Origin of the sequence: Vibrio coralliilyticus ATCC BAA-450 (assembly GCF_000176135.1) — a bacterium.
GTDB classification, from domain to species: Bacteria; Pseudomonadota; Gammaproteobacteria; order Enterobacterales; family Vibrionaceae; genus Vibrio; species Vibrio coralliilyticus.
The window spans coordinates 761,010-775,503 of sequence record NZ_ACZN01000018.1 but is presented as its reverse complement, the minus strand read 5'-3'; the positions used below and the strand labels follow the sequence as shown (position 1 = coordinate 775,503).

Below are 14,494 nucleotides of genomic sequence, written 5' to 3'. Positions count from 1 at the left end.
ATCTATCTTTGTAACTAAAAGTGACAAATGGATGTTTGACTATGCACAAAAATCTCGTGCTTCTTGCCATTGCCGCAACACTAGGTGGCTGTGGTAAGGAGCTCCCTCCTGTCCCTGAACCCGAATCCAGACCCGCAAAACTCTTTACCGTTTCAGTTGGCAACGCTCAGTTTGAAAGACATTTTCCCGCCACATCTGAAGCCGGTGACAAAGCTGTTTTAGCTTTCCGAGTCCCAGGGCAACTTCAATCTATCGATGTGCTTTCAGGTCAGCCTGTGAGTAAAGGTGAAGTACTGGCGTCATTAAACCCAGACGAATATTCGTTGTTGGCTAAACAGGCCGAGGCGCAATATCGTTTGGCCGACGTTCAATATGAACGTTATAAAAAGCTTCGCGTTGATAAAGTCGTTTCTGAGCAAGACTTTGATCAAGCCAAAGCCAATCACAATTCAGCGAAAGCCAGTTTGGAACAAGCACGCGCCAATTTGCGCTACACCAAATTGGTTGCGCCATATGATGGCACAATTTCAATCATACCAGCTGAGAACTATGAGTACATTGCGGCTAAAGAAGGCGTAATGAACATTCAGACCAATCAGTTGATGAAAGTACAATTCCAACTACCTGATCATCTGCTTAATCGTTTCGCGAGTGGTATCAATCTTACCGCTACGATGAAGTTTGATGCTTTCCCCGAGAACAGCTACGACCTCACTTTCCAAGAAGTCGATACTGAAGCAGACCCAAAAACTGGCTCATACAAAGTCACCATGGTGATGGAGCGCCCAACCGACATCGGTATTCTTCCTGGTATGGCAGGTGAAGTGCACGTCAAAGTGGATTCAACTGGTGCGACTCGAATTCCTAGTGCCGCTATTTTCGAAGAAAACGGAAAAACCTGTGTATGGCGTGTCGGGCAGACAGGCGTGGTTGAGAAAGCCACGATTGTGTTAAACGACAAACGTCAGGTGAAAAGCGGTTTGAATGACGGCGATCGAATCATCATCTCTGGTGTCAGCGGTATTGAGCCTGGCATCAAAGTCAGAGAGTGGGTCAAGGAGCGAGGGTTGTAATATGAAGCAGTGGATTAGCCTAGGTATGCTTTCTACAGCTGCAGTTCTTGCTGGCTGTGGTGCTGAAAATCAATATGTGGATTTTGGGCTACCTAAAGTAAAAATTATGGAGATCGGTAGTGGAGTACAAGGTGACAATCTGTATTTCCCAGCAGTGGCCAATGCCGCAGAGCGCTCCCATCTCAGTTTTCGTGTTGCAGGAGAAATCAGTGAGCTAAACGTCAAAGAAGGTGATCAAGTCAAAAAGGGTGATGTATTAGCTAAGCTAGACCCTACGGATTATAAACTGGATGTTGATAATGCCTCGGCGAAGTATAGTGTGGTCGATAGCCAGTACAAGCGTTCCAAACCTTTAGTCGATAAAGGCCTGTTGGCAAAATCTCAATTTGATGAGATTGCGGCGAATCGACAGATTGCCTTCGCAGAATTGAGGCTTGCTCAGCTCAGGCTCTCTTTCACCAAATTACTTGCTCCCGTGGACGGAATTATTTCTCGCGTTAATGTTGACCAGTTTGAAAATATTCAGGTTGGACAACAGATCGTCAATATCCATAGTCTCGAAAACGTTGAAGTTCTGATTCAGTTGCCTGACCGGTTGTACGTCAATCAGCCTGATCAGGAAACCCTGTCACGCATTGAAGCATTGGTCAAAGTACCAAGTGGTAATGAATATTCAGCCTCTATCAAAGAGTTCACCACTGAGCCAGACCCTGCTACCGGTACATTTACCGTGACTCTTTCACTTCCTATGCCAGAAGAAGAGTACATTCTGGATGGTATGGCCGTTGAAGTGACTTCGGAAGGTGATGATGTCGGGCTGAATTTGAACGCTGGTGTTTTGGTTCCGATTGAAGCTGTGTTCAATGCCGACGGTGACAAGATTGATCGGCTGAACAAATATGTTTGGGTGCTGAATGATGACAACACCGTTTCTAAGCAAGCAGTGACGATCGGTAAAGTCACCAAACAAGATTTGCAGATTCTGGATGGCCTCGAAAGTAAACAACAAGTGGTTGTGGCAGGAATTTCCCGCCTAAGAGAAGGAATGAAGGTGGAAGTCGTGAAGCAGGAGGCAGGCAATGAGTGAGCAAAATAATCAACTGTCTCAGAAAGATGAAGATGTAACAGGCATCGCTGCCTATTTTATACGTAATCGCGTCATCAGCTGGATGATCTCGCTGATCTTCTTGATTGGTGGTGTCGCGGCGTTCTTCGGGTTAGGCCGTTTAGAAGATCCAGCATTCACCATTAAAGATGCCATGGTAGTGACATCCTATCCGGGGGCGACGCCTCAACAAGTTGAAGAAGAAGTCACGTACCCGATAGAAAAAGCCATTCAGCAGCTCACTTATGTTGATGAGATAAACTCGATTTCTAGTCGCGGGCTATCTCAGATCACCGTGACGATGAAGAACAACTACGGCCCGGACGATTTACCACAAATCTGGGATGAGTTGCGTCGTAAGGTGAATGACCTTAAAGGCCAGTTTCCTCCTGGCGTCAATGATCCTCAGGTGATTGACGATTTTGGTGATGTTTACGGTATTTTGCTTGCTGTGACGGGGGAAGGATACAGCTATAAGGAGCTACTTGATTACGTCGATTATTTAAGGCGTGAATTGGAGCTGATTGATGGCGTTAGTAAGGTTTCTGTTTCTGGTCAGCAACAAGAGCAAGTCTTCATCGAAATTTCGATGAAACGTTTGAGCAGTTTGGGTTTAGCCCCCAATACCGTGTTTAACCTGCTGTCGACGCAAAACGTGGTGTCCGATGCTGGTGCGATTCGGGTTGGCGATGAGTATATACGTATTCAGCCGACGGGGGAGTTCCAGAATGTTGACCAGTTAGGAGATTTGATCATTACCGAGAGCGGTGCTCAAGGGCTGATTTATCTTCGTGACGTTGCGGAAATTAAGCGCGGATATATCGATGTACCGGACAACATTATTACCTTTAACGGTAAGTTGGCGTTGAACGTAGGTGTTTCCTTTGCACAAGGCGTTAACGTGGTTGAAGTGGGTAAACGTTTTGACCGTCGCCTCGCAGAGCTTAAATATCAACAACCTGTTGGTGTTGGGATCTCTGAGATTTACAGCCAGCCAAAAGAAGTGGACAAGTCAGTCAGTGGTTTTGTCGTCAGCCTAGGGCAAGCCGTGGCGATCGTCATTATCGTCCTGCTGTTCTTTATGGGTCTACGCTCAGGTTTACTTATTGGCTTGATCTTGTTGCTCACTGTATTGGGCACCTTCATCTTCATGAAGTATTTTGCCATCGACTTACAGCGTATTTCGCTTGGTGCATTGGTTATCGCTCTCGGTATGCTGGTGGATAATGCCATCGTGGTGGTCGAAGGGATACTGATAGGAACGCAAAAAGGCCGAACGCGAATGCAGGCGGCGACTGACATTGTGACTCAAACCAAGTGGCCGTTGCTGGGTGCGACAGTCATTGCGGTGACAGCGTTTGCACCTATTGGACTGTCTGAGGATGCAACGGGCGAATACTGTGGCACTCTATTTACCGTGCTCCTAATTTCTCTCATGCTCAGCTGGTTTACTGCGATTTCCCTGACGCCGTTCTTTGCAGATATCTTCTTTAAAGGGCAAAAAATTAAAGGTGGCGGAGAAGAGAGTGATCCATATAACGGCATGATATTCGTGCTGTACAAGGGCTTCCTTGAGTTTTGTATGAAGCGCGCTTGGTTAACGGTTGCTGTGATGATTGTTGGCTTGGTCGTTAGTATTTACGGTTTCACTTTCGTCAAACAGTCATTCTTCCCATCGTCTACAACGCCAATATTTCAAGCAGATATCTGGCTTCCGGAAGGGACAGACATTCGAGCAACCAACACAAAGCTGAAAGCATTGGAGTCTTGGTTATCCGAGCAAGATGGTGTTGAGCACATTACGACGACAGCGGGCAAAGGCTTACAACGCTTCATGCTTACTTACGCCCCAGAGAAGAGTTATTCTGCGTATGGTGAGATCACGACTCGGGTTGAGAGCTATGACCAATTAGCTAAGTTGATGTCTGATTTCCGAGCTCACGTCGAAAAAGGGTTCCCGGAAATCAATTATAAGCTTAAGCAAATTGAATTGGGCCCGGGTGGTGGTGCGAAGATAGAAGCTCGAGTGATCGGTTCAGATCCGACCGTACTGAGAACAATTGCGAAGCAAGTTGAAGACATCATGCATGCCGACCCAGGTGCGACCAACATCCGCCATGACTGGCGTGAACGTACTAAAGTACTGGAGCCACAGTTCAACGAAGGTCAGGCTCGACGTTACGGTATCACTAAGTCAGATGTGGACGAATTTCTTGCTATGTCATTCTCTGGTAAATCGGTCGGTGTGTACCGTGATGGTACGACGCTGATGCCAATTGTGGCGCGATTACCAGAAGAAGAGCGTGTGGATATTCGTAACATTGAAGGGATGAAAATTTGGAGCCCGGCATTAAGCGAATACATTCCATTGCAGCAAGTGACGCTAGGTTACGACATGCGCTGGGAAGACCCAATCATCGTACGTAAGAACCGAAAACGTATGCTGACGGTGATGGCAGATCCAGACTTGCTTGGTGAAGAGACGGCAGCAACCTTACAAAAACGCTTGCAGCCTCAGATTGAAGCCATTGAACTTCCACCAGGCTATGCATTGGAGTGGGGGGGCGAATACGAGTCATCTGGTGATGCTCAAGCGTCATTGTTCACGACCATGCCGATGGGTTACCTGTTCATGTTCTTAGTGACGGTGTTCCTGTTTAATACCGTGAAAGAGCCTCTGATCGTATGGTTAACTGTTCCGCTCGCCATTATTGGTGTGACGACTGGTTTGCTGGCATTAAACACTCCGTTTGGCTTTATGGCGCTACTCGGTTTCCTCAGCTTATCGGGTATGCTACTTAAAAACGGTATCGTACTGCTCGATCAGATAGAAATCGAAATGAAGTCAGGTAAAGACCCATATCTGGCCGTCGTGGACGCTTCTCTGAGCCGTGTACGTCCAGTTTGTATGGCTGCCATTACCACGATTCTGGGCATGATTCCGCTGCTACCGGATATATTCTTTAAACCAATGGCAGTGACCATCATGTTTGGTTTGGGATTTGCGACCGTACTGACACTTATTGTCGTGCCAGTGTTGTATCGTATCTTCCACAAAGTGAAAGTGCCAAACTGATTCAACTAAGATCGAAGACGCCCCTGACTTTGTCGGGGGCGTTTTATTTAAGGAGAAAGCAATGGATACCACTTGCGCATGGGCGATGAACCATGAGCTTGAGCGTGAATACCACGATAAAGAGTGGGGTGTTCCCGTTTATGACGATAAGGTATTGTTCGAGTTTATTACTTTAGAGGGAGCCCAAGCAGGATTGAGTTGGATCACCATCCTGAAAAAACGCGAAGGCTACCGACAAGCCTTTGAAAACTATGATCTGGATAAATTGGCAGCGTATGAGGACGAGCACGCTGAGCATATTGTTGAAAATTATGATGTGGTTAAGCACAGAGGAAAAATTAAATCTGTGTTCAGTAACGCGCGAGCCGCGAAAGCATTGATTGAAGAATACGGTAGCTTATCGCAGGCGTTATGGCAGTTTGTGGATGGCAAGCCTAAGGTCAACCAGTGGCAGGATATGAGCGAAGTGCCAGCCTCGACTGAGCAGTCAAAGGCTATGAGCAAATTCCTGAAAAAGAAAGGCTTCAAATTTGTTGGAGAGACCATCTGCTACGCGTTTATGCAGGCGGTAGGTATGGTCGACGACCATATGGTGAGTTGCCCTAAGAAACCCAAGTATTAACGGTTTAAACGCATCCTTCGATTATAAACTTTGATCATGGATGCGTTCTAATGCCTGGATTCTTCGCCATTGCACAGAATCGAAACTTTGCTCTCTCAGATATGCGATTTGAGATTGCTTGTCATCGTCCGACAAGGTGTTGTCAGACAGGATTACACTTCTTTGCTGCAAGTAGCTGTCGAGCTGAGTGTTAAATTGTTCACGTTTGGTGTCTAGTTTATCAAGCCTCTCTGCGGCTTCTTCCCCTACTAACTCGACACGTGTCAAATGTTTGTTTTGCTCATCCATCTGAGCCGATTGGTTAAGCCCGATAATGAGGTGATTATTGCGTTCTGCTTGCTGAATGTAGTCAGGTTGGTCGGCTAAGGTCTCTTCTAACCATTGCGCTTGCGACTCCGCATCCAAGTTTTGATTGGCTATCGCGAGTTTATCGATCGCGAGCTGGCGTAGTCGATTTTCTTCACCAAACAATGTCTGTATCTGTTCGTCAGTAAAATACTGGCTTTGCAGCGCCATAATCTGCTGATGAAGCTGCTCTAAATCGGTCAAGGTAATTTGTTGTGAGGTTATAGATTCCAGAGTTTCTAGCTCTGTTTTGTATTGTAAATAGGTCTCGAAAAGTGCTTCATCGACGACTAGCCCTTGTTGGTCTTTAGGAAGACTTTGTATCCGAGCTTTAATTTGGTCTAACTCTTGTTCACCTAAGCTGCTTAACGCGTAATCAAACAAATCTCGACTTGAGGAGGTATCTATCTGGGTATCTCGTTGAGATTGTGATTGGTTTGCAATCTCTTCACTGTCTTCTTGATTGATAAAATAGACCGCTCCAAGACTCATCGAGGCGATCATCACTGTTGTTATTAGAGCGGTCTTTTTCATCTTATAGTTCCTACAAACCTTGCAGTTTCAGGCGGTTGGCATGTTGGCGATAAAGAGTCACTGGATCGGTTTCAAACAAATGGTGGATACCAAGTAAGCCATTGATCTCATCCAAGTGATTCATTTTGTAGTCGTCACGAATAACTTGACCTAGGTGCGTGCTACAAGCGCCAACCAGACCGTCATTCGGTTCGTTAAATGCTAGGCCAAGAATGGTCATTGCGGCATCCGTTGGATCAAAGATATTGGTAAAGGTAGATGAACCTGTCCAAGAGTAGTAATAAACACCGTTACCAGCGAGCAAATCACCGCTGCCACACTCTGTGGCCGGAATGCCTTCTGGGTAATGTTGGTTAAAGGCAAGTGATCCTTCGGTGGTTAATGCATCCAAAGAGGCAAGAGGATCTTGGTCGAGGTCACCACCACCAGACAATAGATTGATCAGTGTCGTCAGTCCTTGAGCTAGCTTTACTGCCAAGGCTTCTAAACCAGAGTCTTCTGGTACGGTACCGCGAACGAGGTCAGCCACTTTAGAGCCTTTATTGACACCACCGATACTTGTCACAGAAGCGACAAGGTCCGGTCTGACAGACGCTACATAACGCGCAGTAGGGCCACCATGGCTATGTCCGACTAAGTTAACTTTTGCTGCGCCTGTTGCTGCAAGTAAAGTTTCCACTTGTTCTAGCAACTGCTCGCCACGAACTTCAGAACTGTTCGTCGCAGAGACTTGAGCAACGTAAACGCTTGCACCGTCTTTAGTTAGGGCGTGTGGAATGCCATAGAAATAGTCAACGCCCGCTAATGTATCAAAGCCGAATAATCCGTGAACTAGCACAATGGGGTATTGAGTTTGAGTGTAGCCACTAGCATTGGACGCGCTAGTAGTTGCCGATAGCCCTAAACTGAAGATACAGAGCACAGCAAGTATCAGTTTGTGTTTCAAAATTAGCTCCTTCTGGTATGACCTCTGATGAGTAACTAAACAGTAGAATAGAAAATGAGCTATACGAAATTTGAATGAAAAGTAAGCAATAGAATTGTGAATTAGAGATGGAAAACAACACAATTGTTTAACGTGTCATTATTAAGTAAGTAATTGATAAAATATTCAATAATATCATTGGGTTAAAAATAAAGCCCCTGAGTCAGGGGCTTGATTGAATTGGCTAGCGTTAAGCCGTCGCGGACTGCTCTAAAATGAGTGAGTTATAGCGTTCAAAACCTCGCTCAAGGTCAGCGATCAGATCCTCAACATTTTCCAAACCGATATGCAGACGGATCAACGTGCCATCAAAGTTTGGATTGGCGATGGTTCTCAAGCTGTTGAAGCTTTTTGGCTCGTTGGCCAGAATCAAACTTTCAAAACCGCCCCAAGAATAGCCCATGCTGAAATGTTTCATGCCATCAAGCAGTGCCGTAGTGGCACGTGGGTAGCTTGTTTTTAGTACGAATGAGAATAGGCCGTTACCGCCAGTGAAATCACGCTGGAAAAACTCGTGACCAGGACAGCTTTCTAAAGCTGGGTGGCGCACGTGATCGACTTCAGGTCGGCTTTGCAGCCACTGTGCAACCTTGAGGCTATTTTCGGCATGTTGACGTAGTCGGACATCCAGAGTGCGAATACCACGTAACCCGAGATAGGCATCATCTGGTGAAACACATTGACCCATCAGATAGCTTTGTTCGCGTAGCTGATCCCAATGTTTCTCATTGGCGATTGCCGTACCTAACATGACATCGGAGTGGCCAACAATGTACTTGGTCGCAGCCTGGATAGAGATATCAACGCCATGGTCAAAAGGCGAAAAGTTCACGCCAGCCGCCCAAGTGTTGTCGAGCATTACAATGATGTCATGTTCGTGAGCAATCTTGGCTAATGTTGGAACATCTTGCACTTCCATAGTGATAGAGCCAGGTGACTCTAGAAACAGCACTTTGGTATTGGGCTGAATTAAATCGCGAATACCTTCTCCAATCACCGGATCGTAATAGGTGGTTTCCACTCCCATCTTCTTCATGATCTTGTCACAAAAGTCACGGGTTGGTTCATAGCAGGTATCAACCATAAGGATATGGTCACCCGACTCAACAAAAGAGAGAATTGCGTTCGAAATAGCTGCAGTACCACATGGGTACAAAGCGCAACCAGCGCCACCCTCAACTTCAACCATTGCATCTTGGAAAGCAAAGTGAGTGTTGGTGCCGCGGCGGCCATAAAAGAGTGTTTTGTTTGCGCGGTTAACGGTTGCATGGTGTTTTTCGGCAACCGTATTAAACACGACAGTAGAAGCTCGTTGAACTGGTGGATTAACGACACCATTGGTCCATTTTTCATCACGACCAGCGGTGACCAGCTTCGTTTGCTTACCTTCTGACATTGGAAGTCCTTATCTGAAAATGCGTTGCCCTATTTAAAACATGGCAACGCATTAATAGCAAGAGGGTCAGGAGTAAGAAATAACGGATTACAGAAGTGGGTTAAATAGGTAATAAGTACGCTCTAAGAAACGTGAATATAGAGAGCGCTTTTTCCATTCTTCTAACTTCACTTGATGGGAGGTTTCCATGTAGTTCTTCTGAAGCCAGTACATCTCTTTAGTGAAAGCTTCGTCGTCGATCGCCAATGTGAGCTCGAAATTGAGCCATAGGCTGCGCATGTCCATATTAACCGTTCCCACTAAACAGAACTGCTGATCGATAACAACAGATTTGGTGTGCAGCAGGCCACCATAGAACTCATAAATTTCTACGCCTGCTTCCATCAACTCAGCGTAAAACGCCCGCGAAGCCCATTGCACCATGAGCGAGTCGTTCTTGTGCGGGATAATAAGCTCAACCGTAATACCCCTTTGTGCCGTCATTTTCAGTGTTTCGAGTAAATCGGCACTAGGAACGAAATAAGGCGTGGTGATCCTCACCGACTGGTTGGCCTGATTAATGGCGAGTGTCAGTACCTGAGAAATGAGATGCTCTGGCATCCCCGGTCCAGAAGGCACAACTTGCACGGGATGTTGAGGTTCGTTTGGATCGAGCTGGCATTCTGGTAATTGAGGGAGTGAACGCGAGCCGGTTTCCACCTCCCAATCCCAGCAGTGAATAGCAGAAAGAACGTTAACCGTCGGACCTGTCACGCGGACCATCATATCGATCCATTGCCCAACACCTGATTCTTGCTTGAAGAAAGCCGGGTCAACGAGGTTCATTGAGCCTGTATAGCCAATTTTGTCGTCTATAACGATAATTTTCCGATGCTGGCGAAGATCGAGGCGACGCAGGAAAATACGCCAAGGGCTCACTTCTAAGGCTTGCACGACTTCCACGCCGGCGGCTTGCATCATCTTGAGCCACTGACTGCGGAAGAAGCGCGGGCTACCCGCTGAGTCGAGAAGTAATTTCACTTCTACGCCTCGTTTCGCAGCTCTTATTAGCGCTGAAGCTACGGCATCCGCGAGCCCACCTGGATGCCAGATGTAAAACACCATTCTTACGCTAGTTTGTGCATTCTCAATATCATCAATGATCGAATGGAGTATTTCGTTGGGCGAGCTTTGCAAAGACAGAGTATTACCACTTAAGGCAGGTAAACCTAGGCGATTGTTGCAGAGTTCATCGATACGATAGATATGACGGCCAAAGCTTGTGGTGTCGTGGGCGTGACATTCATTCAGGCTGGAAAACCATTTGGCAAAAGGCGCAAACATCTCTTTTGCGCGCTCGGCTCTCTTTCGCCCGAGATTCAACTCACCGAATAAAAAGTAGCAAGCGACCCCAACAATGGGAATGATATAGATGATCATCAGCCATGCGAGAGAAACACTAACTGCTCTCCGTTTCAGAACGACGCGTAAAGTCACCCCTGCTACGAGGATCCAGTAAAAGACAATGCCCGCCAATGTGAGGAAGTGATAGAACTTTTCCATTCAATTTCCTGCGTAAATCAATCGCTTGAGTAAGGTTGATGTTCAACCTAGATATTAAATCCAGTTGGAAGCGCCGACAACAAACATTTCGTTGCCAAATGTTCTTACAAGTAATGTGACACAAGTGGTTAGATAAATGTCAGGAATAGAATTATTATGTTATGACAATGTAAAATGTAGATAAAAGGGGAGGTTTTTGATTAAAAAAGCAGCGTTTAAGCATGCTATACCGTGCGGTGGTGGGAATTTACACTTTTTGGGGTTCCAATTTTAATCTCAAACTGGTTTACTTGCCACATTGTTAGGGTCACCTAGAATTCTAATAAGTGTAAATTTTTTTATACACTCAACTTTTCGACGCCTAACGTAGCAAACACAACTGATAAAATTTTTTAATGGAGTAACCGTGGCTACTAGTACAAGTGCACAGCCCCGTGATACGTGGGGGTCTAAATTAGGCTTCGTAATGGCCGCAGCAGGTTCTGCTGTAGGTTTGGGCAACATATGGAAGTTTCCATACACAGCAGGTGAGAGCGGTGGCGGTGCGTTCGTTGCTATCTACCTGATTTTTGTAATTTTCATCGGCTTTAGCGTTATGCTGACAGAATTCGCTATTGGCCGTAAGACAGGTCTATCTGCAGTAGGCGCGTTTAAGTCTACTGATCGTCGTTGGACATTTACCGGCGTTATCGGTGTTGTGAGTGGCTTGCTTATCATGGGTTTCTACCCAGTAGTAGGCGGTTGGGCACTGGCATACATCTTTAAAGTGGGTGGTGGTCTACTCAGCACGCCAGAAGCTATCGGCGATAGTTTTGGTGGCTTTATCTCTGACCCAGTACAGCCACTGATGTGGATGGGTATTTACCTGATGTTTAACATCGTTATCGTGATGAAAGGTATTTCTGGCGGTATCGAAAAAGCAGGTAAGATTCTGATGCCACTGCTATTCCTTATCCTGATCGTTGTATCAGTGAAAGGTCTGATGCTTCCAGGTGCGATGGCAGGTCTAGAGTTCCTGTTCATGCCGGACTTCTCCAAAGTGGATAGCAACGTAGTGCTAGCGGCGCTAGGTCAGGCGTTCTTCTCTCTAAGTCTTGGTATGGGTTGTATGATGACGTACGGTTCTTACCTGAAGAAGAAAGAGAACCTAGTTCAGACTACCGGTATGGTAACAGCTATGGATACGGGTGTTGCTATCCTAGCAGGTGTGGCAATGTTCCCAGCAATGTTCGCATTCGGTATGGAGCCGGCAGCAGGTCCTGGTCTGGTGTTTGTTGTTGTGCCTCAGCTATTTGCTGAAATGGGCGGCGTTATTGGTCTTCTGTTCGCACTACTGTTCTTCATTGGTCTAACAGTAGCGGCACTGACATCTTCGGTATCATTGCTTGAAGTTGTGGTTTCTTACCTAATCGATGAGAAAGGTATGAAGCGCCCAACAGCGGTAATCGCAGCAAGCTCAGTAATGGCAGCACTGTGTGTGTTTGCTTCTCTATCTCTGGGTGGCGTTGGTCCAACTCTGTTTGGTACTGGTGCATTTGATATCTTCGACCTACTGACTGATAAGATCTTCCTAGCAGTTGGCGGTATGTTGGTATGTATCTTTGCGGGCTGGCGTCTAAGCCGTGCAGACCTTGAGAAAGAAATCACTAACGACGGTGAAGTTTCTTTTCCACTGTTTGGCCTATGGTACAACCTAGTGAAATACGTAATCCCTGTTGCTATCGCAATCGTTGCTTTCATGGGCATCAAGTCCGGCTTCGATAGCGGCAAAGGTGAAATCATGCTACTGGGTATCGGAATCATTGCGTTTGCAGGTGTTCTTTCTAAGAAATTGTAACGCTGAATCCAGATAACAACGTAAACGGGGAGCCTACATGGCTCCCCGTTTTTATTTGCTTATCTACTTATGGAATTAGATCGCATAACAGGTATACTCATCCGTCCAAAGTGGAGTCCTCTATGTTTGATATCGTTTTTTCTCATTCAGACTTTGTCGTCATTAATAAACACCCCAATGTTTCAGTTCATAAAGATGATGGCGAAACCATGTTGCTACATGAAGTGGCATTAGTTACTGGTGATGAGCAACTCTATCTTGTGCATCGATTGGATAAAATGACTTCTGGGCTTCTTTTACTTGCGCGCAACGCTGCAGCTGCGAGTGAGTTGTCGACACAATTTGCTCAGCGCCGTGTGGAAAAGTTCTATTTGGCGATTGGTAGTAAGAAGCCGAAGAAGAAACAAGGGCTTGTCAGTGGTGATATGGAGCGCTCGCGTCGCTCGGCATGGAAACTGACCAGCTCTCATTCAAACCCTGCGATCACGCAATTTCTTTCAACTAGCGCAGAACCGGGTGAGCGTTTGTTTTTGTGCAAGCCCCATACAGGTAAAACTCATCAAATCAGGGTGGCACTAAAGTCGGTCGGCTCACCTATCGTCGGTGATGCGATTTATACCCCCGCCAGTAAATCAGACCGAGGTTACCTCCATGCATTTGCGCTTGAATTTGAGTTTTATGGAAAAGCATTCCAGTTTGTCTGTGACCCGAGAGAAAGTGCTCTGCTTGGAGAAAAATGGCAGCAGGAAAATGTCAGCCAAGGCATTAATGCTTGGTTAAAACCTTGGGAGCTTTCATGGCCGAAAATCAAAAAATAACAGGAACCAGTATGCAGGTTGAACAACTTCCTACATTCTTCGCTCACATTTCGGAGCAGTTATCGAGTACTTCCAACGAAGTCAGGCGTTTATTTCATGGTCGAGGCCGTGTTTACCAAGGTTTAGAGCAGATCACTTGTGACTGGGTCGAATGCCAATTGCTGATCAATATATTCAAGAGTGTTGACGATGAGTTTCTTGAACAGCTCAAACAGGGATTGCATGAGCTGTCTAAGACTGCGCTATGGCAGGAGAAAGGTGTCAAGTGTGTGGTTATCCAACATAGATACAGCGAAGGTGCGCCATCGGAAGTGCTTATCGGTGAACTGAACACTAAACCTGTTGTGGTTGAGTCAGGGCTGAAGTACCAACTCGATATTGGTCGCAACCAGAACTTTGGTTTGTTTCTCGATATGCGCCTAGGCCGAGAGTGGGTTCAGCAGCATGCTAAGCATAAAAATGTTCTCAATTTATTTGCTTATACCTGTGGATTTTCAGTTGCGGCTATCGATGGTGGGGCTAATCAAGTAGTTAACGTAGATATGGCAAGAGCGTCATTGTCGAAAGGGCGAGATAACCATAGGTTGAATGAGCACAACCTAAATCTAGTGAAGTTTCTGGCTTACGACATATTCAAGTCATGGGGAAAAATAAAAAGATCCGGACCATATGATCTAGTCGTCATCGATCCACCTTCATTTCAAAAAGGCAGCTTTGCGCTAACCAAAGACTACAAGAGAATTCTGCGTCGTTTGCCTGAGTTACTCACTGATAAGGGCGAAGTGCTTGCTTGTGTGAACTCTCCTCAGGTCAGTAGCGATTTCCTAATTGAAAGCATGAAGGAAGAAGCGCCAGAGCTTAGCTTTGTGCAACGGTTAGATAATCCGCCTGAATTTGCTGATGTTGATAGTGAAGCTGCGCTTAAAGTGATGCTGTTCCGCTAATTTTATTGAGATCTTTGTAAATCCGTCTTGACCTCAACTTAACTTGAGTTTCTATGCTGAAGTCAGAATCACTTCAGTTGGGAGAACGGACATGCAGAATGATTACATCAAGGAATTATCAAAGAAAACATTTCAAGAAGGGCCAGTACTAGAATATCAATCTATGCCGAAGCGTCAGTTTCATGTTCCGAGTTTCTTCTCCGGATTGCTGGTCGCA

General features: G+C 46.0%; 11 protein-coding genes. 7 read left to right on the top strand and 4 right to left on the bottom strand.

Features of this window, described 5'->3' with window-relative positions; all coding sequences use genetic code 11:
- The first annotated feature begins 41 nt into the window (after positions 1–41).
- The 4 genes from VIC_RS22895 to VIC_RS22880 all read left to right on the top strand — a co-directional run bounded on the left by VIC_RS22895 (position 42) and on the right by VIC_RS22880 (position 5,876).
- Positions 42–1,073, top strand: coding sequence for an efflux RND transporter periplasmic adaptor subunit (locus tag VIC_RS22895; protein ID WP_006962757.1), 1,032 nt, complete (start codon positions 42–44; stop codon positions 1,071–1,073).
- A gap of 1 nt (position 1,074) precedes the next feature.
- Entirely contained in the window at positions 1,075–2,160 is a 1,086-nt protein-coding gene (locus tag VIC_RS22890; RefSeq protein ID WP_006962756.1) for an efflux RND transporter periplasmic adaptor subunit, read from the top strand.
- Positions 2,153–5,254, top strand: coding sequence for an efflux RND transporter permease subunit (locus VIC_RS22885; RefSeq protein ID WP_006962755.1), 3,102 nt, complete (start codon positions 2,153–2,155; stop codon positions 5,252–5,254). Before VIC_RS22890 ends, VIC_RS22885 begins: the two co-directional genes overlap by 8 nt.
- Before the next feature lie 61 nt (positions 5,255–5,315).
- A complete protein-coding gene (locus tag VIC_RS22880; RefSeq protein WP_006962754.1) occupies positions 5,316–5,876 on the top strand; it encodes a DNA-3-methyladenine glycosylase I in 561 nt (186 codons plus the stop codon).
- A 21-nt stretch (positions 5,877–5,897) separates the two neighbouring features.
- Here the strand turns inward: VIC_RS22880 and VIC_RS22875 are convergent, their stop codons facing one another.
- The 4 genes from VIC_RS22875 to cls all read right to left on the bottom strand — a co-directional run bounded on the left by VIC_RS22875 (position 5,898) and on the right by cls (position 10,678).
- Entirely contained in the window at positions 5,898–6,755 is an 858-nt protein-coding gene (locus VIC_RS22875; RefSeq protein ID WP_006962753.1) for a lipase secretion chaperone, read from the bottom strand.
- A gap of 10 nt (positions 6,756–6,765) precedes the next feature.
- Entirely contained in the window at positions 6,766–7,689 is a 924-nt protein-coding gene (locus VIC_RS22870) for an esterase/lipase family protein (protein ID WP_086026974.1), read from the bottom strand.
- 241 nt (positions 7,690–7,930) lie between these two features.
- A complete protein-coding gene (locus VIC_RS22865; RefSeq protein WP_006962751.1) occupies positions 7,931–9,136 on the bottom strand; it encodes a cystathionine beta-lyase in 1,206 nt (401 codons plus the stop codon).
- A gap of 87 nt (positions 9,137–9,223) precedes the next feature.
- Positions 9,224–10,678 (bottom strand): cardiolipin synthase, encoded by a 1,455-nt coding sequence (gene cls / locus VIC_RS22860; protein WP_006962750.1) that lies wholly within the window; start codon positions 10,676–10,678, stop codon positions 9,224–9,226.
- A gap of 406 nt (positions 10,679–11,084) precedes the next feature.
- Here cls and VIC_RS22855 point away from each other — a divergent pair, with 406 nt between their 5' ends.
- From VIC_RS22855 to VIC_RS22845, 3 genes are all read left to right on the top strand, one after another.
- Entirely contained in the window at positions 11,085–12,515 is a 1,431-nt protein-coding gene (locus tag VIC_RS22855) for a sodium-dependent transporter (protein WP_029236244.1), read from the top strand.
- Between the two features lie 122 nt (positions 12,516–12,637).
- Entirely contained in the window at positions 12,638–13,333 is a 696-nt protein-coding gene (locus VIC_RS22850; RefSeq protein ID WP_006962748.1) for a TIGR01621 family pseudouridine synthase, read from the top strand.
- 11 nt (positions 13,334–13,344) lie between these two features.
- Positions 13,345–14,277, top strand: coding sequence for a class I SAM-dependent methyltransferase (locus VIC_RS22845; RefSeq protein ID WP_006962747.1), 933 nt, complete (start codon positions 13,345–13,347; stop codon positions 14,275–14,277).
- The last annotated feature ends 217 nt before the right edge of the window (positions 14,278–14,494 follow it).

Bases quoted from the DNA above. Each gene is read 5' to 3' on its own strand.
- VIC_RS22850 (WP_006962748.1), top strand. From the start codon at position 12,638: ATGTTTGATATCGTTTTTTCTCATTCAGACTTTGTCGTCATTAATAAA.
- cls (WP_006962750.1), bottom strand. From the start codon at position 10,678: ATGGAAAAGTTCTATCACTTCCTCACATTGGCGGGCATTGTCTTTTAC.
- VIC_RS22880 (WP_006962754.1), top strand. From the start codon at position 5,316: ATGGATACCACTTGCGCATGGGCGATGAACCATGAGCTTGAGCGTGAA.
- VIC_RS22890 (WP_006962756.1), top strand. From the start codon at position 1,075: ATGAAGCAGTGGATTAGCCTAGGTATGCTTTCTACAGCTGCAGTTCTT.
- VIC_RS22885 (WP_006962755.1), top strand. From the start codon at position 2,153: ATGAGTGAGCAAAATAATCAACTGTCTCAGAAAGATGAAGATGTAACA.
- VIC_RS22865 (WP_006962751.1), bottom strand. From the start codon at position 9,136: ATGTCAGAAGGTAAGCAAACGAAGCTGGTCACCGCTGGTCGTGATGAA.
- VIC_RS22845 (WP_006962747.1), top strand. From the start codon at position 13,345: ATGCAGGTTGAACAACTTCCTACATTCTTCGCTCACATTTCGGAGCAG.
- VIC_RS22895 (WP_006962757.1), top strand. From the start codon at position 42: ATGCACAAAAATCTCGTGCTTCTTGCCATTGCCGCAACACTAGGTGGC.
- VIC_RS22875 (WP_006962753.1), bottom strand. From the start codon at position 6,755: ATGAAAAAGACCGCTCTAATAACAACAGTGATGATCGCCTCGATGAGT.